Consider the following 22,375-nt stretch of genomic DNA (forward strand, 5'->3'; position numbering starts at 1 on the left):
ACAACCTGGCCCGCTGAGCCTACCCGAGCAAACCCCGAGAAACCAAAACGGGGTCCCGGTGGCGCGATGTCACTCCTGTCACACCAGCCTCTTGCCCGGCAACTCGGCAGCCACCAACGGCAGGTCGCAGACCGTCGCCAGCTTCGCTCGCCGCGCCAGCCAGACCGCGACCGCGCCGAACGCCGCGAACTTCACCACGTCCACCGTCACCAGCGACCACGGCGCGTCCTTCGCCCCCAGACTGGCCCCGACGCTGTTCGTCAGCGCCGCGAAGACGAACGTCACCACGTTGTTCGCCGCATGCGCCGCGATCGACGCCTCCAAGCCGCCAGTACGTACGACGAGGAAGCCGGCGACCAGTCCGAAGGCGAACCGATCCAGGAACAGCGCCGGGCTCTGCCAGGGCCAGATCCCATGCGCCATCGTGAACAGCACGGTGGTGACGAGCACCGCCACCACCGAGCTCCGCACCAGCGCACCGACCGCCTGCAGCAGGTAACCGCGGAAGAAGTACTCCTCCCCCGCCGCCTGGAAGGTCGACGTCAGCAGCGTGACAGCGATCACCCCGGCCACGTCCGGCGCGACCCCGGTGCCGCCGTCGCCCAAGAGCTCGACGCCCCCGACCTTGATCACTCCGAGCATCACCAGCTCGAGCACCAGCGCCGCCACCCCGAACCACGCCAGCGGCCGCCACCGCAACCGCGCGACCACCGATGACAAAAGCCCCGGCGCCTGCCGGTTGAGGTAGCGCGCGACAACCATGCTCAGCGGGATCAGCACGACCAGCGACAAGTTCGTCGCCAGCAGCCCGAACCAGGACATGGTGCCCTCGGGGTCCGTCCGGATCGCCCGCTGCACGGACAGGATCACCACACTGGCGACCATCCAGCCGGTCAGGATCGCGAACGCCCCGAGGATGACGTACCCGCGCGGAGAGACCTCGTTCCGCAGCAGCCGGTGGTACGGCAGTGCCATTTACTCGGCCCGGGCCTGGTTGAGCCGGTGCAGCGACTTCTCCCGGCCGAGCAGCTCCAGCGACTCGAACAGCGGCGGCGAGATCCGCCGCCCCGAGATCGCCACCCGGACCGGCCCGAACGCGTTCTTCGGCTTCAGCCCGAGCCCGTCGATCAGCGCCTCCCGCAGCGCCGCCTCGATCGCCTCGGTCGTCCACTCGACGTCCGTCAGCGCCTTGGCCGACGCCTCCAGTACGGCGCCCGCGTCGCCGGTCAGCACCTTCGCCGCGGCATCCGGATCGAGCGCGAACGCGGCCTCGTCGACGAACAGGAACCCGAGCATGTCGACCGACTCCGACAGCGTGTTCATCCGCTCCTGCACCAGCGGTACGGCGGCCCGCAGTACGGCGAGCTGGTCCGCCGACGGCTCGACCGGCAGCACACCGGCCTTGGCCAGGAAGGGGATCATCCGCTGGGCGAACTCATCTGCGGGCAGCAGCCGCATGTGCGCCGCGTTGATCGCCTCGCACTTCTTCGGGTCGAAGCGGGCCGCATTCGCGTTCACCTTGCGGATGTCGAAGGCCTCGATCATCTCATCCATGGTGAACACGTCGCGGTCCTCGGCAATCGACCAGCCGAGCAGGGCCAGGTAGTTCAGCAGGCCCTCGGGCAGGAAGCCGCGCTCCATGTACTCGCCGAGGCCGGAGCCCGGGTCGCGCTTGGACAGCTTCTTGTTGCCCTCGCCCATCACGAACGGCAGGTGGCCGAATCGGGGCGTGCGGCCGTTGCCGATACCGATCTCGGCCAGCGCCTCGTAGAGCGCGATCTGACGCGGCGTCGAAGGCAGCAGGTCCTCGCCGCGCAGGACGTGGGTGATCTCCATCAGCGCGTCGTCGACCGGGTTCACCAGCGGGTAGAGCGGATAGCCGTTCGCGCGGACTAGAACGTAGTCGCCGAGGTTCTCGGGCAGGAAGGTGATCTCGCCGCGGACCAGGTCGTCGAACACGATCGGGCGGTCGGGCATCCGCAGCCGGACCACCGGTCGGCGGCCCTCGTCGACGTACGCCTGGATCTGCTCCTCGGTGAGGTTGCGGCAGTGACCGTCGTACCCGCTGTGCTGGCCGGCGGTGCGAGCGGCCTCGCGGCGCTGGTCGAGCTCCTCCTGGGAGCAGTAGCAGTGGTAGGCCTTGCCGGCATCCAGCAGCTTGGTGACGACGTCGGCGTACAGGTCCATCCGCTCGGACTGCAGGTAGGGGCCGAACTCGCCGCCGACCTCGGGGCCCTCATCCCAGTTCAGGCCGAGCCAGCGGAGCGACTCCAGTGTGTACTGCAGCGCTTCGGGAGTGTTCCGGGACTGGTCGGTGTCCTCGATCCGGAGCACCAGCTTGCCGCCGTAGTGGCGGGCGAACGCCCAGTTGAACAGGGCGCTGCGGATGTTGCCGACCGTCAGCAGGCCGGTCGGGGACGGTGGGAACCGCACCCTCACCTGGTTCGGTTCGAGGCCGCCAAGAACGCCGCCGTCGTCGTCGAAGGAAGCAGCGGCAGGCCGGTCAGTCACGCACGATCACCTTGTTCGTCAGAGTTCCGATTCCTTCGATGCTGACCGAGACCTCGTCGCCGGGCAGCATCGGGCCGACACCCGCCGGGGTGCCGGTGAGCACCACGTCGCCGGGCAGCAGCGTGGTGAAGGAGGTGATGTAGGCCAGCACCTCCGGGATGCCGAAGATGAACTGCGAGGTCCGCCCGTCCTGCTTCGGCTCGCCGTTCACTTCTGTGGTCACCCGTACGTCGGACACGTCCAGCTCGGTCGTGATCCACGGGCCGAGCGGGCAGAACGTGTCGTACCCCTTGGCCCGGGCCCACTGGCCGTCGGTCTTCTGCAGGTCGCGGGCGGTGACGTCGTTGGCCACGGTGTAGCCGAAGATCACCTCGTTGACCCGCTCCTTGGGTACGTCGCGGCAGATCCGGCCGATCACGATCGCCAGCTCGCCCTCGAAGTGCAGGTCGTTGGTCTGCTCCGGGTAGACGATGCCGTCGTGCGGGCCGATCACCGACGTGTTCGGCTTCAGGAAGATCATCGGCTCCTTGGGGACCTCGTTGCCGAGCTCCTCGGCGTGAGCCTGGTAGTTGCGGCCGACACAGACGACCTTGCTGCGTGGGATCACCGGCGCCAGCAGCCGGACGTCGGCCAGCTGCAGCTTCTCCCCGGTGAACTGGACCGGCCGGTAGAGCGGGTCCGAGTCGAGCACGGAAACGGTGCCGGCGAGTCCCTCGGGGTCGTCGGTCTCGACGACGCCGTACTTCGGTTCGTCGTCCACGGAGAATCTGGCGATACGCACGGGCCGAGCCTACCGTCGGCTGGGGATGAGACAGTTATCCGGTGACTGTACAGATCCGGCCGGCGCTGCCAACCGAGTACGACGCGGTGGGCGACCTCGTCGTGGAGGCGTACGCGTACGACGGCTTCCTGCCGGCCGGCTCCGACTATGCGCTGACCCTGCGGAACGCGGCGGACCGTGCCGCCAAGGCCGAGCTGTGGGTCGCGGCGAACGCTACGGAACTGCTCGGCACAGTTACTTACTGTCCACGTGGCTCGGTCTACCGGGAGATCGCCGAGGACGACGAGGGCGAGTTCCGGATGCTCGGTGTCTCCTCGCGGGCGCGTGGGCTGGGTGTCGGGACCGCATTGACGGTGAAGTGCGTCGAGCGTTCGCGGGAGCTCGGGCTGGCCCGTCTGGTGATGTCCAGCGCGTCGTACATGACGACGGCGCACCGCATCTACGAACGCCTCGGCTTCATCCGGCTGCCTGCGCGTGACTGGTCCCCGATCCCTGGCGTCGACCTGTACGCCTTTGCTCTGGACCTGTGACCATCACGCTCAGCCCCGCCGAATGGACGTCGTACAAGACGGCCCATCGGACCCGTGTCGACCTGTTGCTGGCTGATCACATGGAGCGGCGGAAGCGGCGCGAACCGCATCCGGTCGAGGACTTCCTCTTCACCTACTACCCGACCCGCCCGAATCAGCTCCGCGTCTGGCATCCCGGCCCTGGCGTCCGGTTGCTCGGGGCTACTGAGTACGACGGTCGGCGCGGCTACCGGTATGTCGACGGCGCTGCGTCGGTGGATCCGGCGGAGGTCGAGCGCCGGGCCGACAGTATTCAGTGGATCCGGCGGTTGCTCGCGGCGACGGCGGATCGGCAGCCGCAGTTCGGGTGTTTCGGGCTGCACGAGTGGGCGATGGTCTACCGGACAGCCGACGTACGGCATCAGGCCTGGCCGTTGCGACTAGGTGTCGAGGGCACCGATCGGGTCGTCGAGTCGCACAAGGTCGCCTGCTCGCACTTCGACGCCTTCCGCTTCTTCACTTCCGCCGCGCGTCCTTTGAACGTGTTGCAGCCGACCCGTGAGTCCCAGCCTGTGCTGGAGCAGGGCGGTTGCCTGCACGCCAACATGGATCTGTACAAGTGGGCGTGCAAGCTGATGCCCTTTACTCCCAGCGAATTGGTGCTGGACTGCTTCGAGCTGGCTCGGGACATTCGTACGCTCGACATGCGTGCGTCGCCGTACGATCTGGCCGGGCTCGGCTACACCGCCGTACGGATCGAAACTCCAGCGGGCAAGGCGGAGTACGCCGCCGCGCAGCGTGGCTTCGCCGCCCGCGCGCGGCCGTTGCGGCACCGACTCGTGGAGCTGTGTGACCGCTTGCATGCTTCAATGCCCCGGTGACATCGCAGGCACACGGGACGTCTCTTCGTGGCGACGTCCGGCATCACCGCCGATGCGGCCGATTACTTCGGCCTGCCCCGCGATCGCGTCGTGATCATGGGCTCGCACATCAACATCTAGCGCTTTGTGCGGATGACCGCCCACTGGTAGTGCATCGGGCCGTCGGCCTGCCAGGTCAGCCACTCGTCGACGGTGCCGTGCTGCGCTAGGGCCTCTTGGATCGCTTCGTCGGTGCGGATGCTGAAGAAGCGGGGCGGGCCGAAGTCGGTGCCGTCGTTCCATTCGCGCTCGCCGCCGACCTTGTCGCCCCACAGGCCGATCGCCAATGGTGCACCGGGCTTGAGAACCCGGACGATCTCCTCGAGTGCTTTGCCGAGGTCGTCGTCCGCGACGTGCAGCAGCGTGCTCATCGTCCAGCCGGCGTCGAAGGTCGCGTCGTCGAACGGCAGGTCCAGCGCGGAGCCGACGCACGCGTCCAGGCCGAGTCGGCGGCAGGCCTCGACGCTTGCCGGCGCGAGATCGACACCGGTGTAGGTAAGTCCGGCCGCGGCGAACGCTTCGCCGTCCCGGCCGGGTCCGCAACCGATCTCGACTGCCGTGCGACGACCGTCACGATGCAGCTGGTCCACGTACGTCGTACGCCGATCGACTCTGAAGTCCGGCAGCTCCCGGCTGACGCGAGCCTCGACCTCGTTCGTGTAGTAGGTGATGAGGTCGCTCTCACGCTGCGCGCGAGTCGTCATGCGGCTTGCTCCTAGGCGGCTTTGGTGGCCTTGGTGGCTTTGAGGGCGAACAGCAGCGGTACGCGCGGGGCCTCGTCGGGGAGGGTCCACCAGCCTTCGGGGGTCTGCCGCATCGATGGCCAGCGGGGCCATTGGAGCACTTCGGACTCGCGCAGGCTGCTGATGTGAAGGCCGGCTTGGGCGAGGGTGGTGACGAGTTCGCCTAGGCCGTGGCGCCATTCGTAGCTGCGCTGGCGGCCTGGGACCTCGTCGCCGGTGTAGGTGACGGTGGAGTCGTGGGCGAGGGGACCTCGGCCTTCGAGATAGTCGGTGCGGATGGTGAGGTCGTCGGTCTCGCCTGGGAGCGCGACGGGACGGAGCGCGTTGAGGAGTGGGTGGAACTCGACGATGTACAAGGCACCGCCGGGCTTGAGGAGGTTGCGGACGACCTCGGCCCAGGCTTTCAGGTCGGGCAGATAGCAGAGCGCGCCCTTGCCGGTGTAGACGATGTCGAACTGGCGACCCTGCAGCGCTTCTCCGGCGTCGTACACATTGGCATGGACGTACTCGACGTCCAGGCCGGCGTCGGAGGCGATCAGGCGCGCTTCGTCGAGCGACTTGGCGGACAGGTCGAGACCCGTCGCACGGGCACCGCGGCGGGCGAACGCGATGGTCTCGGTACCGAGGTGGCACTGCAGGTGCAGCACGTCGCGACCCTCGAGCGAGCCCAGGTCTTCCCACTCGTAGTCGGCGAACCAGTACTCGGCCGGTCGATCGTAGAACTGGCTCGCCGCATGCAACGGCGCCCGCGCATCCCAGTCCGCCTCATTGGCCGCCACCATCCGCAGCGCATCCGCGTCCAACGTCACCGGCGCCTCCGTCAGTCCACGTTCAGCCTGGGCCCAGTCTGCCCAACCCTGGGTCCACACCTCGGCACTCATGCTCATCTACTCGTCCTCACCCACAGTCGCGGCGCGGCGGCCGGAATTGGGCAGGCTGCTCCTGGTGCTGCGTCACGATTCCCCCTCGGAAACGGTTCAGATGAGTGCGCGCCGCCGACCTCTCGGTCGTGCCCCCGGCGCGTTACTCCGTGTGACAATACCGCAGATCGCGACGCTGCGTAATCACGAACGCATCTCTTCTCAGCCTTTGACTCGGCAGCGTCTTGTTCAAGGTTATGGAGTAAGCTTGAACAAGAGGTGGTGACATGGCGCGGGTTGAGTTGCATCGGTGGCCTGGGCATCCGGACGGATTCACCCGGGCGGAGCGGTTGGGCGGGTCGTACGAGTTGTACTTCCCGGATCCGCTGGTCGGGCGGGTGTTCGACTTGAGCGACGAAGTGCTGGCCGCGTTGGAGGACGCCGCCGGGGATCTCGGCCGGCTAGACGCGACGGCCGCCGTACTGACGAACAGCGAGGCGCTCGCGCGGCTGCTCTTGCGCGCCGAGGCGGTGGGGTCGTCGCAGATCGAGGGGCTGGTTGTCGGGGCGCGGCGATTGCTCAAAGCGGAGGCGCTGGGGGAACGGCAGCACGACGTGACCGCCGAGGAGGTGCTCGGCGCGGTCGACGCGATGACGTGGGTGACCGAGTCCGTTCAGGCCGGCGACAAGCTCGAGGTCGAGCATCTGCTCGAGGCGCATCGACGACTGATGGCGCATTCGCCGGCGCCCGAGTTCGGCGGGGAGATCCGCTACCTGCAGAACTGGATCGGCGGCCGCTCCCCCGCCGAGGCGTACTACGTCCCGCCGCCGGCGCAACTGATCCCCGATCTCCTGGCGGATCTGATGTCCTTCGTGCGCGAGTCCAGCCTGCCGGTGCTGGCGAAAACCGCGATCGCGCACGCGCAGTTCGAGACGATCCATCCCTTTGCCGACGGCAACGGCCGGACCGGGCGGGCGCTGATCCACTTGATCCTGCGCGCCGAAGGCCTGGTCGAGCGGACCGTGCCACCGGTGTCGCTCTCGCTCGCCACGCACGCGACGCAGTACATCGAGGCGCTCACCGCGTTCCGCTACACCGGCAAGCCGACCAGCCCACGCGCCCGCGCGGCGGCGAACGAATGGCTGTTGATGTTCGCGACCGCTTGCAGCCACGCGACGGCAGAGGCAGCCCGGTTCGAGCGGACCGCGGCCGAACTCAAGACCGCCTGGCGCGAGCGGGCCGAGCCTGTCCGCGCCGGGTCGGCAGTGGAACTGTTGATCGAGACATTGCCGGCGGCGCCGGTGCTCACTCTGGGCGCTGCGGCGCGACTGATCGCCAGGTCGCAGCAGGCCGCCAACCAGGCGCTCGCCCGGCTGGTCGAGGTCGGCGTCCTGCGCGAGGTCACCGACGGCCGCCGCAACCGCGTCTACGAGGCGCCCGAACTGATCGACGCCTTCACCTTGCTGGAACGGCGGTTCGCCAGCCCGGCCGCCGACACCAGGGTCGAACCACCTAGCAGACCAGTGCCGCCAAGACCAGAACCAACACGCCGAGCACATTGACTTTCTCCTCCCGCTCGAGACAGAATTCGAACACATGTTCGACGATCTGTCCAAATCCGTCCGGGGAGCGTGGGGAAAGTGATGCCGGAGCCGTTCGACTGGGAGATCCTGCACCGCCCGTCGGCGCTCGCGATGGTCAGGGGGCAGCTCGGCTTCAGCTGGATGGTGTTGTCCGGCCGGCTCGCGCAGCTGACCGACGAGCAGTACTTCTGGCAGCCGAGCCGCGAGGCGCTGACCGTCGTACGGCGCCGTGACGGCAGCCGGTTCCGATTGCTCGGATCCGGCGAATGGGTCGCGCAGTGGCCGAACGAGCCGGATCATCGTGGGCCACGGACAATCGCCTGGCTGATCGCGCATCTGACCGAGATGTTCTTCGAGCGCTGGGAGTGGACCTTCGGCGAGAGCCGGCAGGGGCGCGCCGACATCACCCTGCACGGCAACGCGCGAGACGCGGTCGCCTGGCTGACCCACTGGGTCGACGCCTGGCAGGAGTCGATCGCCGGCCTCAGCGAGGAGCAACTGATGACGGTCGGCCTCAGCCAGGCAACCGAGCTGGACGCGTCCGAACCATTCGGCCACGTCGCCCTCCGTCTCAACCGCGAGCTCATCCATCACGGCTCGGAGATCATGACGCTCCAGGATCTGTACGCGACGGCCGCGTGAGGGACACAAGATGTGCGACACGCGGCGTGGCGCTACCACAAGATGTAGGAGTGTCCACCTAGCATCACTACTGCTGGTGGTTCGGAGCGGTCGGCACCACAAGATGTGGGCCGCTTCGAGGCAACAGGGGAATCCGGTGCGAATCCGGAGCTGCCCCGCAACGGTGAGCGGAAGGCCTCCGCAAGCCCGGATACCTGCCACCGGCGCGCGCACCGCCGGTGCGCGCGGTCCGAGACCTCGCGGGTGGGTCGCAGGGCGTGACGGCAGCTGTCCCGGCCGGAGCTGCCGGTCCCGTCATGCGCCCCGCTCGCGCGGTGTCCCCTGCCTTGGCGCGGGACGCCCGGTCGCGGCCCTTCCGACTTGTGTGGAGAGAGCTTCTGTGACCATCGCCTCCCAAGCTGTCCATCAGACAGCGGAGCAACCGATCCAATTGACCGTCGTACGACGTGACGGCAGCAGCACCGCCTTCGACCAGACCAAGATCTCCGTCGCCATGACCAAGGCGTTCCTCGCCGTCGAGGGCGCCGACGCCGCCACCACCCACCGGGTCCGGGACCTGGTGGCCGACCTGACCGGCCGGGTCGCCGACGCCCTGACCAGTCGCGGAGACGCGCGACGCAGTGTTCAGGTCGAGGACATCCAGGATCAGGTCGAGCTGGCCCTGATGCGCGCCGGTGAGCACCAGGTCGCCCGCGCGTACGTCCTCTACCGCGAGGAACGCACCAAGGCCCGCACTCCTGCCGATCCTGCGGGTGTCACCGCGAAGCCGGCGATCACCGTCCGTGCGGCCGACGGCAGCGCGGCGCCGCTCGACGTCGACCGGTTGCGGGTCATCATCGCGGAGGCCGCCGACGGCCTCGACGCGGTCGATCCCGAGCAGATCCTCGACGAGACCATCGGCTCCTGTTACGACGGCATCGCCCAGCACGAGGTGGAGCTCGCCCTGGTGATGGCTGCCCGGTCGTACGTCGAGACCGAGCCGCAGTACAGGTTCGCCGCCGCTCGCCTGTTGCTGGACCAGATCCGCCGTGAGGCGCTCGGCCGCGTCCACGGCGAGCCGCGGCAAGCGAGCCAGGCTGACATGGCAACGGCGTACGCGGACTACTTCCCGCGCTATGTGCAGCTCGGCATCGAGGCCGGGCAGCTCGATCCGAGGCTGGCCGAGTTCGACCTGGCCAGACTGGCCGCGGCGATCCGGCCGGAGCGCGACCTCGACTTCGCGTTCCTCGGCCTGCAGACGCTCTACGACCGGTATCTGCTGCACATCGACAAGGTGCGGTTCGAGTTGCCGCAGGCCCTGTTCCTCCGGGTCGCGATGGGGATGGCGCTGCGCGAGGACGACCGCGAGGCCAAGGCCATCGAGTTCTACGAGGTGCTCAGCTCGTTCCGGTTCATGGCGTCGACGCCGATCCTGTTCAACTCCGGCACCACCCGGCCGCAGCTGTCGGCGTGCTTCCTCACCACCGTCGAGGACGACCTGGCCGGCATCTTCACCGGCATCCGCAACAACGCCCTGCTCGCCAAGTACTCCGGCGGCCTCGGCAACGACTGGACTCCGGTGCGCGGCATCGGCGCCCGGATCCGCGGCACCAACGGTGAGTCGCAGGGCGTCGTACCGTTCCTCAAGATCGCCAACGACACCGCCGTCGCGGTCAATCAGGGTGGAAAACGTAAGGGCGCGGTGTGTGCCTACCTGGAGACCTGGCACATCGACATCGAGGAGTTCCTCGACCTGCGCAAGAACACCGGCGACGAACGACGCCGTACGCACGACATGAACACGGCGAACTGGGTGCCGGACCTGTTCATGCACCGGGTCGAGGCCGACGGCGAGTGGACGCTCTTCTCGCCCGACGAAGTCCCCGAGCTTCACGACTTGTACGGCGCGAAGTTCGCCGAGGCCTACCGTGGCTACGAAGAAGCGGCGGACCGCGGCGAGATCAGGATGTTCAAGCGGGTCCGGGCCGTCGACCTGTGGCGGCGGATGCTGACCGTGCTGTTCGAGACCGGGCATCCGTGGATCACCTTCAAGGACGCCTGCAACCTGCGGTCGCCACAGCAACACGCTGGTGTCGTTCACTCATCGAACCTGTGCACCGAGATCACGCTCAACACGACGCTCGACGAGGTCGCGGTCTGCAACCTCGGCTCGGTGAACCTGGTCGCGCACGTGACTCCGCAGGGGCTCGATGCCGAGCTGCTCCGCGACACCGTGCACGCCGCTGTCCGGATGCTCGACAACACAATTGACGTGAACTTCTACACCACGCCCGAGTCCGAGCGCTCGAACCTGCGGCACCGCCCGATCAGCCTCGGCCTGATGGGCTTCGCCGACGCGCTGTTCACACAGCGCATCCCGTACACGTCGGACGCCTCCGTCGACTTCGCCGACCGCTCGATGGAGCAGCTCAGCTACTACGCGATCGAGGCGTCCAGCGACCTGGCCGCCGAGCGAGGACACTACGAGACGTACGACGGTTCGCTGTGGAGCCAGGGCATTCTGCCGATCGACTCGATCGACCTGCTCCGGACCGCCCGGGACGGCGACCTGATCGTTGACGAGGGCAAGCAACTCGACTGGGAAGCGCTGCGTGCCAAGGTGCGACGCGATGGCATGCGCAACTCCAATGTGATGGCGATCGCGCCGACCGCGACGATCTCCAACATCTGCGGGGTCAGCCAGTCGATCGAGCCGACGTACAGCAACCTGTTCGTGAAGTCGAACATGTCGGGTGAGTTCACGGTCGCGAACCCCTACCTGGTCGCCGATCTGAAGGCGCGCGGGCTGTGGGATCAGGTGATGGTGTCGGATCTGAAGTACCACGACGGCGTGCTCGCCGGTATCGAGCGGATCCCGGCGGACTTGCGCGAGCTGTACGCCACGGCGTTCGAGATCGACCCGATGTGGCTGGTGAAGGCGGCGTCGCGACGGCAGAAGTGGATCGACCAGGCACAGTCGCTGAACCTCTACATGTCCGCGCCCTCTGGCCGAGCGCTGGACGAGCTCTATCGGTCGGCTTGGCGTCATGGCCTCAAAACGACTTATTACCTACGTTCCCAGTCAGCGACTCACGTGGAGAAGTCCACTTTGAAAGGCACCGACGGGCGGCTGAACGCCGTACCTGTGAGCCTCCCTGAGCCGACCGGTGCCGTGTGTGCGATCGACGACCCGGATTGCGAGGCGTGCCAGTGACTACCGGATTGGGTGAGATCTCCGTCGGGGCAAGCAGGGTCGAGGTCGCCGACAAGGCGATGATCAACGCATGCGCGGACGTCAACCAACTGCTGCCGCTGAAGTACCAGTGGGCCTGGGAGAAATACCTTGCCGGGTGCAACAACCACTGGATGCCGACCGAGGTGTCGATGCAGGCCGACATCGCGCTGTGGAAGTCACGAGACGGCCTGACCGACGACGAGCGGCTGATGCTGAAGCGCAACCTCGGCTTCTTCGCCACCGCGGAGTCCCTGGTCGCGAACAACATCGTGCTGGCCGTCTATCGGCAGCTGACCAACCCCGAATGCCGGCAGTACCTGCTCCGCCAGGCGTTCGAGGAGGCAGTGCACACGCACACCTTCCAATACATCTGTACGTCGCTCGGCCTGGACGAGGGCGAGTTGTTCAACATGTACCGCGAGGTGCCGTCGATCTCGGACAAGGACGCCTGGGCGCTGAAGTACACCCAGCATCTGGAGGACCCGGACTTCCACACCGGGACACCGGAGGCGGACACGGCGTTCCTGCGGGACCTGATCGCGTTCTACGTGGTGTTCGAGGGGATGTGGTTCTACACCGGGTTCGCGCAGATCCTGTCGCTCGGCCGGCGGAACAAGATGGTGGGGATCGCCGAGCAGTACCAGTACATCCTGCGCGACGAGTCGATCCACCTGAACTTCGGCATCGACTGCATCAACCAGATCAAGCAGGAGAACCCGCACCTCTGGACGGCTGCGTTCCAGGGCGAGGTGCGGCAGATGCTGACCGAGGCGTGTGAGCTCGAGGTCGCGTACGGCCGGGCGACGATGCCGAACGGCATGCTCGGACTGACCGCGGAGCTGTGCGAGCAGTACATGCACTTCATCACCGACCGCCGCGCCGAACAGATCGGCCTCGCCCCGATCTTCGGCGAGACCCGCAACCCGTTCGGCTGGATGTCCGAAGTCATGGACCTGAAGAAGGAGAAGAACTTCTTCGAGACCAGAGTCATCGAATACCAGTCGTCCAGCGGCCTCACCTGGGACTGAGGTTCCGCGGCCGGGCGAACCGTGCTCCCGGCCTGACGGTCTAGCGCCGTCGGGCCGGCGGCGGCCGTGGGCCCCGTTGTTTGACATGCTTGCGGTCCATCACCGCCCAAGCGAGGACCTGAATGCCTGACGCTCTCCCCGGTCTCGAGTTCAGCCTGGCCGAAGACATCGCCAAGGGCAGACAGCAGCGAGCACGCCGGCGAACCATCGCGGCGTTCGTCGTCCTCGGAGTTGCCGTTGTCGTCGGCATACTGACCGTCGTCCTCGATTGGGGATGGATCGCGTGGATCGCCGCGCTGGTGATCGCGGCCGTCGCGCTCACCGTTGTGTCACGACAGCTCAGTACCGTACAGCGGATCGGCGCGGCGGTTGCCGCTGTCGCGGTGATCGTCGCCGGAGTACTCGTGGTCCGGATCCCGCCGATCGCGCCGCACGGATGGACGGTCGACGAAGGCGTGAGCCTGGTCGCGGCCCACGACGGCATCGCGGTCACGCTGGACCGCGGCACCCATGCGTTGCGAGGCCGAGCGACCACTGATGGTCGCGAGGTGTGGACGAGCAGCTTCTTCAGCTCAGGCAGGGCCGACTGGAAGCAACTGGGAGAGGACTCCCTGCTCCTCTTCGACGATGACTCCAAGGCGGCGGTCATCTCGATCGCCGACGGCAAGACCAAGTGGCAGCAGGACATGCCAGACCAACAGCCCTTCACCGCGAACGACAACGTGATCGTGTTCAGCAGCGACGCTACGACGACAGGGTTCGATCTGCGGACGGGTAAGAAGCTCTGGACGCACCCCGGTGGAGCGACCGCGGGGTCAGGCGGTCAGAGCGGCTACAACCCGAGGCGCTGGGTGCCGCGCTCCGACTGGATCGCTGTCGACGGCGGGCCGAACACGTCGGGTCGGCCGGTGGCGGTTCTCGACGCGCGCACCGGCCGGGTGGCGGCAGCGGTCCACCCCAAGAGCAGCGATTTCGCGATCGCGGGAAAGACCTTCGTCGAGTTCGGCTACGACGAGGCACGTCGCGCAGCCAAGGGAACCGCGCTTGCCGGCGGCCGATCCTGGGTGAGCCCGTTCGTCAGGGGCAGCGTCACCGAGGTGCTGGACGTCATCGACGGTCAAGCGCGGGCGCTCTACGGCAACAAAGCCGTCTACATCAATCCTGGGAACGGGCACCTTCGAGAGGTGGAGTTCAAGGACGACTGGTCCGTGAACTGGTTCGACGGCCGAGTCAGCGGCCGCTATGTCGTGGTCGAGAAACGCGACTATGAGAGCAAGCTCGAGGCAGAGGCCGTGGCCGACACGGTCACCGGCGAACTGGTGAGCCTGGAGGGGCGCGGCCGCCCGGTCGATCTGCAGATCGAGCAACTGTCCGACGATACGGCGGTCGCACAAACCTCTGTCGCCGACGCGGTGGGTGCCGAAAGCACTCGCTATACGCTGATCGACGACGGCGCCGCCCAGGGTCAGGTCTCCATGCCGACGGCCGGAGGCCGCGGTTCCTTCGAAACGGCCGGCAGGCTCTTTCGGTCGGGAAGACGAATCGTCGCGCTCCAGAAGGACTAGCGGCCCCTTCTCAGCCAATCCACCGTTCGCGGCGGCCAGTAGCTATGGTGCGCGCTGCCATCCGGCAGCGCGCACCACACCTGGTTAGCGGGGGTTGTTGGCGTGCGTCAACGTCTCCCAGGCGAAGAAGTAGTTGGCGCCCATCGGTCGTTTGCTTTCGGTGTAGGCGAGGGTTGTCGGCATCGGCAGGCCGAGGCGGTTGTGGTAGTGGTTGTAGACAACTTCAGTGACGGGGCCGAGCCCTAGCTTCACGGTTCCGCCGCAGAGGTTCGCCGGTATCGGCGTACCGGTCTCATACTGAGTGTGGAAGGCGTAGCCGTCCATCAGCCGGTCCTTCCCCTCGGCGTACAGGTTGACTCCTTGATGCCAGGCGGTCTCGGCGACCTGGGTGGCGGCGGTCAGGCCCCAGCCGGTGTGGCCGAAGTCGCGGCAGGTCTCCTGCGCGAGTCCGTCGGAGAAGACCTCCTGTCCCTGCCAGTAGTCGACGATCTCCTGCCGGGTGTCCAGCGGGCAGGTGGACGCCGCCTTCGGGTAAGGGCCGTCACTCTTCTCGTAGACATAGCCGGGCAGCCGGCCGCGCCAGATGTTGATCGCCTGATCGAAGTCGGCGCGATCGTCGAGGAACACGGCGATGCCGATCATCGCGTCCATCATGATCATTTCCCAGTTGCCGTTCTTGCAGCCGGCGCCGTTGCGGATCTCCGGCAGGTAGACGTCGCGCAGCATCGTCTCGAACCGGCCGCGCTGCACCCATTCACCAGGAAATGTGTGCTTGATCAGCTCACCGGCACGCGACCAGGAGGCGCCGGACCAGCCGGTCTGCAGCGGAGCGTTCGTGTTGACGTGATCCTGCAGTACGGCGGACCAGGCATCCATGATCTCGATCGCCTTCCGGGCGTACCGGGGGTCGCGATCGATGTACCAGATCAATGCGTCGGTATAGGCCGCGAGCGCGTCGTTGCGTTCGTCCGTGCAGCCGTAGTTCGGGATCGAGTTCGAGCCGCACTCGACGATGGCACGAGGCATCGGGGTGTAGTCGATGGCGGCGTACGTGCTCGCTTTCATCGCGTCGTACGCCGCCTTCTGCGGTTGGGCTCCGGCCTGGACCTGCTGGCGGGCGAAGTCGAGTTGCGCCTTGTCGACCAGCACCCCGGGATGGACGAATCCGGCCGGGGGCTTCGGTGGCGCGGCGGCGCCGGGACTGGCCGGGACCAGTACGGCGAACCCGGCGACGAGGGCGGTGATGAGGGGAATGAGGAGTGGGCGTTGCAGTCGCATCGTGGCGGCCTCCAGAGGGCGGGGTGACCAGGAAGCTACCCACGATGCGGTTGTTAGTAAACCTGCCTAACTCAGCAATTCGAGGACATCTGCCGAGATACCGGTTTCGCCTAGCCGGGGGAAGTGGGTGATGCCGCGACGGCCCAACTGATCGTCGAGATCCGTTCCATAGAAGGCGCCCCAGTTTCGCTTGGTCACAACGATGTCCTCGGGGTACCCGGCCAGTTCGTCGACGATGTTGGTCGCGTTGGGAGGCGGCGTACCGGTGGAGCGGGTTGCCTGCTCAACTCGACCCGGCACGCGATCTGCACCGTCGGCGCTGAAGCCGACCTGAACCAGGACCACCGGCAACTCCCGTTTCCGGAAGGCATCCGCAAGCTCCGCCGTACGACGAACCACGTCGGCAGTGGAGTGTGGTTCACAGACTGTCTATCTACCCACGGGCTCAGCTGACTGCGGCCGAGACCTCCAGGACGCCGACGATCTTTTCCAGGCGGGCGGCGACGCGGCCGGCGTCGAAGCCGTTGCCCTCGACGACGATCCGGAGCATCCCGTCGTCCAGGGACAGCGAGAGCTCGCGGACGTCGTACGGATTCAGCAGTACGGCGATGCGCGCCAGCAGCCCGGTGGTCTCGACCACAGTTGCGGTGAACACCGTGAGCGTGCGTTCAACGGTGGCGATGCTCATCCACGTCCTCGCTTCGCTCCGGGCGCGGATGAGACACGAGGCGCACTGTGCTCGATCATGAGCTCGCTCCTCTCGCTCATCGGGCGACCTCCTTGTGGCGGAGGAGGCCGTAGGTGTAGCCGTCGACCAGGGCTTCCCAGGAGGCTTCGACGATGTTGTGCCCGACGCCGACCGTGACCCAGGAGCCTTCGCCGTCGGCGGTCTCGATCAGGACTCTGATTACAGCATCCGTCCCGTGGCCCTGGTCGAGGATGCGGACCTTGTAGTCGACCAGCTCGAACTTGTTCACCACCGGGTACGCGCGCTCGATCGCCGTCCGCAGCGCGTGGTCGAGGGCGTTGACCGGGCCGTTGCCCTCGCCGGTGACGATCTCCCGTTCGCCGCCGGCGACCAGCTTCACGGTCGACTCCGAGACTGCCTCGCCGTCGGCGCGGGACTCGGTGATCACCCGCCACGACTCGACGTCGAAGAAGCTGGCCCGCTTCCCGGTGACCTCCTCGGTCAGCAGCAGCGAGAACGACGCGTCGGCGGCCTCGAAGGTGTAGCCGCGGGCCTCCATCTCCTTGACCCGGTCGGTCACCCGGCTGACCAGCTCGCGGTCGCTGCCGAGGTCGAACCCGAGCTCACGGCCCTTCAGCTCGACGCTGGCCCGGCCGGCCATCTCGGAGACCAGCATTCGCATGTCGTTGCCCACCAGGGCCGGATCCGTGTGCTGGTAGAGGTCGGGATCCACCTTGATGGCGCTGGCGTGCAGCCCTGCCTTGTGGGCGAAGGCGGACACACCGACGTACGGCTGCCGGGTCGACGGCGGCACGTTCGTCACTTCGGCGATCGCGTGGGCGATCCGGAACGACTCGGCCAGCCGGCCCGGCGGGAGCAGTTCCATCTCCCGCTTGAGCTCGAGGTTGGCGACGATCGCGAGCAGGTCGGCGTTGCCGGTGCGCTCGCCGTACCCGTTGATGGTGCCCTGGACGTGCGTGACGCCGGCCTCGACGGCGGCGATCGAGTTCGCCACCGCGCAGCCGGCGTCGTTGTGACAGTGGATGCCGAGTCGTGCGCCGGTGTTGTCCAGGACGTCGCGGACGATGTCCTGCAGCTCCCGGGGCAGCGTCCCGCCGTTGGTGTCGCACAACGCGACCACGTCGGCGCCGGCTTCGGTCGCTACCCGGACTACCTCGAGGGCGTACGCGCGGTTGGCCCGGTAGCCGTCGAAGAAGTGCTCGGTGTCGAGGAAGACCCGCTGGCCGTTCTCGCGCAGGTGCCGGACGGTGTCGGCGACCATGCGGAGGTTCTCGTCGAGCGTCGTACGCAAGGCTCGTTCGACGTGGGCGTCGTGGCTCTTGGCAACGAGGGTGACGACGCCGGCGCCGGAGTCACGGAGGGCGGCGACCTGCGGATCGTCGGCGGCGACAGCGGAAGGCTTGCACGTCGCGCCGAAGGCGGCGAATGTCGCGTTGCGCAGGTGCAGCTCGGTCCGGGCCCGCTCGAAGAACTCGGTGTCCTTGGGCACCGCTCCCGGCCAGCCACCCTCGATGAACCCGACCCCCAGCTCGTCCAGGTGCTGCGCGATGGCGATCTTGTCGGCCACGGACAGCGCCAGCCCCTCCTGCTGCGCGCCGTCGCGCAGAGTCGTGTCGTAGACGTGGAACTCGTCCGAGATGCTCATGGTGGGCCTTCCGGGAGGAGGGGCTGCGGTGATCTGTGGTGATGAACGGGGCAAACAAAAAACCTCCCGCAAGGTGCGAGAGGTCTGCGCGCTCAGGTACAGCTTGCTGAGCGCGCCTAGGGAATAATGCCCCGGTAGTTCTTCATGACATTCGGCAGTCTGCCACACAATGTCCATACGGTGGCGGAATCGTCTCGCATCACGAACATCCAGTACGCCGACCAGTACTGCCGCGTCATCTGGAGTCCTCTTACGCAGTGAGGCTGGTGAGGGACCAGCCTGGGTCGTCCCAGGCGGTGTAGAAGTCGTCGCGGGTGAGGGGACGCAGGCCCCACTCGTCGCGGTCCAGGGCCTGGTCGGTGAGGATGCCCTCGTCGTCCTCGAGCCGCTGCCACCAGTACTTGGTGACCTCGCCGTCCTCCCGCACGCCGAGCTGGCGGACTACGACCCACTCACGCTCGTGCCAGACGGCCTCGTAGAGCCAGTCGGTGCCGTCGTCGTCGGCGAGCGCCCCGTACGTGCGTGGAGCGGTGCCACGATCCAGATCCCGGATCAGCTCGACGGTCGCACGGATGGCACGCACCGTCTCGGGTGACCAGCCGCGCCGCTCGCCGAGCTCCGCGTAGTAGGCCTCGACGTCGTCCGGGAAGCTGCTCATGGGCCCCGACCCTACCGAACTCCGAAGCCGGACGGCGACCATCCGTCCACAACCCACACCTGAAAAGATGCTGAAAACAACTGCTTCAGAAGGGAATCTCCAGTGAGCGAGGCCGACCGCCGTGACGACTTCGAGGACGACGTTCGTACGGCGCTCTTCCGGCCCAGCGGGGAGCTCAGACGGCTGCAGTTCCGGCTGATGGGGTTCGCGATCGGGCTGGCCTTGCTGGTCACGCTCGCGCCGACCTGGCTGACCACCCGGAGTGAGTACGCCCGGGCGGGGACGAGGATCTACAGCGGGATCAGCCTGTTCGGTCTCACGCCAGGGAGCGACTCCCCGATGGGTGCCTTGGGCACCGTTCTGTTCCTGCTGTATCTGCTGCTGGCACTGGGGTTGCTGGTGACCGCGCCGGAGACGGTGTTCGCACTGGTGGCCGGGATCGCCGGACTGGTGGTCACCTTTATGGTCGTGGTGAACCAGCCGGAGAAGGACGAGTCGGTGCACGTGGATTGGACCGGTGCACCGACTGTTGCCCTTGGATTGTGGTTGCTCGCGGTCGTCGTCGCGGGAGTTGCCCGGACGACGACGCGCGCTGGCTAGCAGATCTTGGTCATCCAGCCGTGGGGGTCGGCGGCGCGGCCGTACTGGACGTCCAGGAGGGCGTTGCGGACCGCGGCGGTGACCGGGCCACCGTTGCCGTCGGCTACCTGGACCTCGCCGCTGTGCCACTTCAGCGAGGCGACCGGGGTGATCACCGCGGCCGTGCCGCAGGCGAACACCTCGCGGACCTTGCCCGATGCTGCCCCGTCGCGCCACTCGTCGATCGAGATCTTGCGCTCGGTGACGTGGTAGCCGAGGTCGGTGACGAGCTTGAGGATCGAGTCGCGGGTGACGCCCTCGAGGATGGTGCCGGACAGCTCCGGCGTGACGACGGAGTTGTCGTCGAGGACGAAGTACAGGTTCATCCCGCCGAGTTCCTCGACCCACTTCTTCTCGACCGCGTCGAGGAAGGCGACCTGGTCGCAGCCCTGCTCGATCGCCTCGGCCTGGGCGAGCAGCGAGGAGGCGTAATTGCCGCCGGTCTTCGCCGCGCCGGTGCCGCCGGGGGCCGCGCGGGTGTAGTCCTCGCTCAGCCAGATCCGGACCGGCTTCACGCCTCCGGGGAAGTAGGAGCCGGCCGGCGACGTGATCACGCAGTACGTGACCTGGGCCGACGGGCGGACGCCGAGGAACGGGTCCGAACCGAACATGAACGGGCGCAGGTAGAGCGAGGTCTCGCCGCCACCGGGCACCCAGGCCCGGTCGAGCTCGACCAGCTTCCGCAGCGAGTCCAGGAACGCCTCTTCGGGCAGCTCCGGCAGGGCGAGCCGGCGCGCGGACTTCGCGAACCGGGCCGCGTTGGCCTCGGGGCGGAACATCTGGATCGAGTCGTCGGGATGCCGGTAGGCCTTCATCCCCTCGAAGATGGTCTGGGCGTAGTGGAACACCGCGGTCGCCGGAGACAGCTCCAGCGGTCCGAAGGCGGTGATCTTCGCGTCGTGCCAGCCGTTCTCTTTGGTCCACGTGGCGATCGCCATGTGGTCGGAGAAGTACTGCCCGAATCCCGGGTTCGCCAGGATCGCGGCGCGCTGGTCGTCGCTGGCCGGTTGGGTGGTTGGCTCAACGGTGAACTGCAGATCGGCGCTCATGAGCGCACCGTACCTCTAGGCCTGGTGGTCATGCGAGCCTCAGCCTGCCGCGCGCTTGGCGATCGCGTCGCCGATCTCGGCGGTGGTCCGGACCGCTCCGGTGCGCTCCTCGATGTCCGCGGTGACGGCCGCCTCGATGGCGGCGGCGGCCTCGGTCAGGCCGAGGTGGTCGAGCAGCAGCGCGGCGGACAGGATCGCGGCCGTCGGGTCGGCCTTCTGCTGGCCGGCGATGTCCGGCGCGGAGCCGTGCACGGGCTCGAACATGCTCGGCGCGGTCCGGTCCGGGTTGATGTTGGCGCTCGCGGCCAGCCCGATCCCACCGCTGATCGCGGCGGCCAGGTCGGTGATGATGTCGCCGAACAGGTTGTCGGTGACGATCACGTCGAAGCGCGCCGGGTCGGTGACCAGGAAGATGGTCGCCGCGTCCACGTGCAGGTAGTCGACGGTGATGTCGGGGAACTCCGCGGCGACCGCGTCGACGGTCCGCTTCCACAGGTGGCCGGCGTGCACGAGCACGTTGTTCTTGTGCACCAGCGTGAGCTTCTTGCGCGGCCGCGCCTGGGCCCGGGCGAACGCGTCCCGGACGACCCGCTCCACGCCGTACGCCGTGTTGACGGAGACCTCGGTGGCAATCTCGGCCGGCGTGCCGACGCGCAGGGCGCCGCCGTTGCCGGTGTACGGGCCCTCGGTGCCCTCGCGGACGACGACGAAGTCGACCTCGCCCGGGTTCGCCAGCGGGGAGCCGACGGACGGGTAGATCTTCGACGGGCGCAGGTTCACGTAGTGGTCGAGCGTGAAGCGGAGCTTCAGCAGCAGGCCGCGCTCCAGCACGCCGGACGGGACGGTCGGGTCGCCGACCGCGCCGAGCAGAATCGCGTCGTGCTTGCGGATCTCCTCGAGTTCGGCGTCCGGCAGCGTCTCACCAGTGGCGTGCCAGCGCTTCGCGCCGAGGTCGTACTCGGTCCGGTCGAACGTCACGCCGTGCACCGCACTGACCGCGTCGAGCACCTTGAGCGCCTCGGCGATCACCTCGGGTCCGATCCCGTCACCGGGAACGACGGCCAGCGTGAAGTTCTTCTGCTCGGTCACTTCTTGTGTTCTCCGTTGTAGACGCGGTTGATGGCTTCTTGGGCAGCCTTGACCTCAGGCGATGAGTCGACAGTACGGCGGGCCGGCCGGCGACGGCGGGCCGCCTTCCGTTCCCGGGCGTCGATCGCGGGCCAGTTGGCTGGATACATGTCGTACATGGTGCTCTCCGGTTGGTCTGCCGACAGATGCCGACGCGGGCGGCACGACAGAGGCGAATTTACTCTGACGTCCGACTATTTCACCACTATGTGGGCGTTGAATCCCGAGATGTGAGATGAGCGTGCGAGTGCTGGACCAAAGCTGTGCGACTCTCAGCCGGTGAGTGCTCCTCCAGAACTGCCGCCGCTGGTATCAGCGGCCCTGAGCCTGTCCGGCCGGCGCGGGTTCGTCAGCTCCACCCGGAACGAGACCGGCCGATTGCTCGCCACGCTCGCGGCCTCGAAGACCGGCCTCCTCGGTGAGCTCGGGACCGGCTGCGGCGTCGGGTCTGCCTGGCTGCGCAGCGGTGCCGCGGAGGGATCGCAGATCGTCACCGCGGAGAGCGATCCGCAGCTGGCGAAGGTGGTGGCGGAACTCTTCGCCGACGACGAGCGGATCGAGGTCGTCTCGGCGGACTGGACCGCGCTGATCGAGCGGGGACCGTTCTCGCTGCTGTTCGTGGACGCGCGGGAGGCGAAGCTGTCGGCGCGGGACATCATCGCGGACGTGGTCGAGCCAGGCGGGTTCGTCGTACTGGACGACTTCACGCCGTCGGCGGTGTGGCCGCCGATGTACGAGGGCCGGGTGGACACGCTGCGGCAGGACTGGCTGATGGACAAGCGGTTCACCACCGTCGAGGTGATGGTGGCGCCGGACGCCGCCGTACTGCTGGCAACCAGGCACTGAGAAAAGGCGGGCCCGAGCCATAGGTGGCTCGGGCCCTTGTCGGCCGCCATGCGCCTGCGGGCGGCTG

21 protein-coding genes, 1 pseudogene and 1 riboswitch are annotated in these 22,375 nt (G+C 67.5%); of the genes and pseudogenes, 9 read left to right on the top strand and 13 right to left on the bottom strand.

Annotated elements, in window-relative coordinates; genetic code table 11:
* Window positions 1-78 precede the first annotated feature (78 nt).
* Genes EV646_RS26840 through EV646_RS26850 form a run of 3 tightly spaced genes read right to left on the bottom strand, consistent with a single transcriptional unit; the run spans window position 79 to window position 3,292 of the window.
* Window positions 79-975, bottom strand: coding sequence for a CPBP family intramembrane glutamic endopeptidase (locus tag EV646_RS26840; RefSeq protein WP_132153338.1), 897 nt, complete (start codon window positions 973-975; stop codon window positions 79-81).
* On the bottom strand, window positions 976-2,511 hold the full coding sequence (gene gltX, locus EV646_RS26845) for a glutamate--tRNA ligase (protein WP_132153340.1): 1,536 nt from the start codon (window positions 2,509-2,511) through the stop codon (window positions 976-978).
* Window positions 2,504-3,292: a fumarylacetoacetate hydrolase family protein gene (locus EV646_RS26850; protein WP_132153342.1), complete on the bottom strand. Its 789-nt coding sequence runs from the start codon at window positions 3,290-3,292 to the stop codon at window positions 2,504-2,506. Before EV646_RS26850 ends, gltX begins: the two co-directional genes overlap by 8 nt.
* 41 nt (window positions 3,293-3,333) lie before the next feature.
* On the opposite strand from EV646_RS26850, the gene EV646_RS26855 reads away from it, so the two are divergent.
* Together EV646_RS26855 and EV646_RS26860 are read left to right on the top strand one after the other, a co-directional pair.
* Window positions 3,334-3,822, top strand: coding sequence for a GNAT family N-acetyltransferase (locus tag EV646_RS26855; RefSeq protein WP_132153344.1), 489 nt, complete (start codon window positions 3,334-3,336; stop codon window positions 3,820-3,822).
* Complete coding sequence (locus EV646_RS26860) at window positions 3,819-4,682, top strand: 3-methyladenine DNA glycosylase (RefSeq protein WP_132153346.1); 864 nt, start codon at window positions 3,819-3,821, stop codon at window positions 4,680-4,682. The genes EV646_RS26855 and EV646_RS26860 overlap by 4 nt, the downstream gene beginning before the upstream one ends.
* Before the next feature lie 116 nt (window positions 4,683-4,798).
* Here the strand turns inward: EV646_RS26860 and EV646_RS26865 are convergent, their stop codons facing one another.
* Together EV646_RS26865 and EV646_RS26870 are read right to left on the bottom strand one after the other, a co-directional pair.
* Window positions 4,799-5,425 carry a class I SAM-dependent methyltransferase gene (locus tag EV646_RS26865; RefSeq protein ID WP_132153348.1) on the bottom strand — a complete coding sequence of 209 codons (627 nt, stop codon included), beginning with the start codon at window positions 5,423-5,425 and terminating at the stop codon, window positions 4,799-4,801.
* Window positions 5,426-5,436: 11 nt separating this feature from the next.
* Window positions 5,437-6,351: a class I SAM-dependent methyltransferase gene (locus tag EV646_RS26870; protein ID WP_241996349.1), complete on the bottom strand. Its 915-nt coding sequence runs from the start codon at window positions 6,349-6,351 to the stop codon at window positions 5,437-5,439.
* Window positions 6,352-6,611: 260 nt separating this feature from the next.
* Between EV646_RS26870 and EV646_RS26875 the strand changes: the two genes are divergently transcribed.
* The 5 genes from EV646_RS26875 to EV646_RS26895 all read left to right on the top strand — a co-directional run bounded on the left by EV646_RS26875 (window position 6,612) and on the right by EV646_RS26895 (window position 14,356).
* Window positions 6,612-7,886 carry a Fic family protein gene (locus EV646_RS26875; protein WP_241996350.1) on the top strand — a complete coding sequence of 425 codons (1,275 nt, stop codon included), beginning with the start codon at window positions 6,612-6,614 and terminating at the stop codon, window positions 7,884-7,886.
* A gap of 81 nt (window positions 7,887-7,967) precedes the next feature.
* A complete protein-coding gene (locus EV646_RS26880; protein ID WP_132153349.1) occupies window positions 7,968-8,549 on the top strand; it encodes a DinB family protein in 582 nt (193 codons plus the stop codon).
* Window positions 8,550-8,609: 60 nt separating this feature from the next.
* Window positions 8,610-8,765: riboswitch (cobalamin riboswitch) on the top strand.
* Window positions 8,766-8,928: 163 nt separating this feature from the next.
* Entirely contained in the window at window positions 8,929-11,742 is a 2,814-nt protein-coding gene (locus EV646_RS26885) for a ribonucleoside-diphosphate reductase subunit alpha (RefSeq protein ID WP_199237218.1), read from the top strand.
* A complete protein-coding gene (locus tag EV646_RS26890) occupies window positions 11,739-12,791 on the top strand; it encodes a ribonucleotide-diphosphate reductase subunit beta (RefSeq protein ID WP_241996351.1) in 1,053 nt (350 codons plus the stop codon). Before EV646_RS26885 ends, EV646_RS26890 begins: the two co-directional genes overlap by 4 nt.
* A 122-nt stretch (window positions 12,792-12,913) precedes the next feature.
* Window positions 12,914-14,356 carry an outer membrane protein assembly factor BamB family protein gene (locus EV646_RS26895; protein ID WP_132153355.1) on the top strand — a complete coding sequence of 481 codons (1,443 nt, stop codon included), beginning with the start codon at window positions 12,914-12,916 and terminating at the stop codon, window positions 14,354-14,356.
* An 84-nt stretch (window positions 14,357-14,440) separates the two neighbouring features.
* On the opposite strand, the gene EV646_RS26900 is transcribed toward EV646_RS26895, so the two are convergent.
* The 5 genes and pseudogenes from EV646_RS26900 to EV646_RS26920 all read right to left on the bottom strand — a co-directional run bounded on the left by EV646_RS26900 (window position 14,441) and on the right by EV646_RS26920 (window position 18,646).
* Window positions 14,441-15,634 (bottom strand): alginate lyase family protein, encoded by a 1,194-nt coding sequence (locus EV646_RS26900; protein ID WP_132153357.1) that lies wholly within the window; start codon window positions 15,632-15,634, stop codon window positions 14,441-14,443.
* Window positions 15,635-15,700: 66 nt separating this feature from the next.
* Window positions 15,701-16,045: pseudogene (locus tag EV646_RS26905) on the bottom strand (isochorismatase family protein); the annotation flags it as partial.
* A gap of 34 nt (window positions 16,046-16,079) precedes the next feature.
* Window positions 16,080-16,322 carry a hypothetical protein gene (locus EV646_RS26910; protein ID WP_132153361.1) on the bottom strand — a complete coding sequence of 81 codons (243 nt, stop codon included), beginning with the start codon at window positions 16,320-16,322 and terminating at the stop codon, window positions 16,080-16,082.
* 76 nt (window positions 16,323-16,398) lie between these two features.
* The gene (cimA, locus tag EV646_RS26915; RefSeq protein WP_132153363.1) at window positions 16,399-17,988 is read right to left on the bottom strand and encodes a citramalate synthase; all 1,590 of its coding nucleotides are present in this window, start codon (window positions 17,986-17,988) and stop codon (window positions 16,399-16,401) included.
* Between the two features lie 250 nt (window positions 17,989-18,238).
* On the bottom strand, window positions 18,239-18,646 hold the full coding sequence (locus tag EV646_RS26920; RefSeq protein ID WP_132153365.1) for a hypothetical protein: 408 nt from the start codon (window positions 18,644-18,646) through the stop codon (window positions 18,239-18,241).
* Between the two features lie 102 nt (window positions 18,647-18,748).
* Here EV646_RS26920 and EV646_RS26925 point away from each other — a divergent pair, with 102 nt between their 5' ends.
* Window positions 18,749-19,246 carry a hypothetical protein gene (locus tag EV646_RS26925; RefSeq protein WP_132153367.1) on the top strand — a complete coding sequence of 166 codons (498 nt, stop codon included), beginning with the start codon at window positions 18,749-18,751 and terminating at the stop codon, window positions 19,244-19,246.
* Here EV646_RS26925 and EV646_RS26930 read toward each other — a convergent pair.
* From EV646_RS26930 to EV646_RS39530, 3 genes are read right to left on the bottom strand one after another with little or no spacing between them, the layout of a single operon-like run.
* Entirely contained in the window at window positions 19,243-20,334 is a 1,092-nt protein-coding gene (locus tag EV646_RS26930; RefSeq protein WP_132153369.1) for a branched-chain amino acid aminotransferase, read from the bottom strand. The two genes, EV646_RS26925 and EV646_RS26930, sit on opposite strands and share 4 nt — an antisense overlap.
* 39 nt (window positions 20,335-20,373) lie before the next feature.
* Window positions 20,374-21,423, bottom strand: a complete 1,050-nt coding sequence (locus EV646_RS26935) for a 3-isopropylmalate dehydrogenase (RefSeq protein ID WP_132153371.1) — start codon at window positions 21,421-21,423, stop codon at window positions 20,374-20,376.
* Window positions 21,420-21,572: a hypothetical protein gene (locus EV646_RS39530; protein WP_199237241.1), complete on the bottom strand. Its 153-nt coding sequence runs from the start codon at window positions 21,570-21,572 to the stop codon at window positions 21,420-21,422. The genes EV646_RS26935 and EV646_RS39530 overlap by 4 nt, the downstream gene beginning before the upstream one ends.
* A gap of 169 nt (window positions 21,573-21,741) precedes the next feature.
* Between EV646_RS39530 and EV646_RS26940 the strand changes: the two genes are divergently transcribed.
* Window positions 21,742-22,308, top strand: a complete 567-nt coding sequence (locus EV646_RS26940; RefSeq protein WP_132153373.1) for an O-methyltransferase — start codon at window positions 21,742-21,744, stop codon at window positions 22,306-22,308.
* Window positions 22,309-22,375: the final 67 nt, after the last annotated feature.

Source organism: Kribbella antiqua (assembly GCF_004345665.1).
GTDB classification, from domain to species: Bacteria; Actinomycetota; Actinomycetes; order Propionibacteriales; family Kribbellaceae; genus Kribbella; species Kribbella antiqua.

Excerpts from the sequence above, each read along its gene's own strand:
- EV646_RS26840 (WP_132153338.1), bottom strand. The coding sequence starts at position 975 with ATGGCACTGCCGTACCACCGGCTGCTGCGGAACGAGGTCTCTCCGCGC.
- EV646_RS26865 (WP_132153348.1), bottom strand. The coding sequence starts at position 5,425 with ATGACGACTCGCGCGCAGCGTGAGAGCGACCTCATCACCTACTACACG.
- EV646_RS26870 (WP_241996349.1), bottom strand. The coding sequence starts at position 6,351 with ATGAGCATGAGTGCCGAGGTGTGGACCCAGGGTTGGGCAGACTGGGCC.
- EV646_RS26875 (WP_241996350.1), top strand. The coding sequence starts at position 6,612 with ATGGCGCGGGTTGAGTTGCATCGGTGGCCTGGGCATCCGGACGGATTC.
- EV646_RS26880 (WP_132153349.1), top strand. The coding sequence starts at position 7,968 with ATGCCGGAGCCGTTCGACTGGGAGATCCTGCACCGCCCGTCGGCGCTC.
- EV646_RS26895 (WP_132153355.1), top strand. The coding sequence starts at position 12,914 with ATGCCTGACGCTCTCCCCGGTCTCGAGTTCAGCCTGGCCGAAGACATC.
- EV646_RS26900 (WP_132153357.1), bottom strand. The coding sequence starts at position 15,634 with ATGCGACTGCAACGCCCACTCCTCATTCCCCTCATCACCGCCCTCGTC.
- EV646_RS26910 (WP_132153361.1), bottom strand. The coding sequence starts at position 16,322 with ATGAGCATCGCCACCGTTGAACGCACGCTCACGGTGTTCACCGCAACT.
- cimA (WP_132153363.1), bottom strand. The coding sequence starts at position 17,988 with ATGAGCATCTCGGACGAGTTCCACGTCTACGACACGACTCTGCGCGAC.
- EV646_RS26920 (WP_132153365.1), bottom strand. The coding sequence starts at position 18,646 with ATGAGCAGCTTCCCGGACGACGTCGAGGCCTACTACGCGGAGCTCGGC.
- EV646_RS26930 (WP_132153369.1), bottom strand. The coding sequence starts at position 20,334 with ATGAGCGCCGATCTGCAGTTCACCGTTGAGCCAACCACCCAACCGGCC.
- EV646_RS39530 (WP_199237241.1), bottom strand. The coding sequence starts at position 21,572 with ATGTATCCAGCCAACTGGCCCGCGATCGACGCCCGGGAACGGAAGGCG.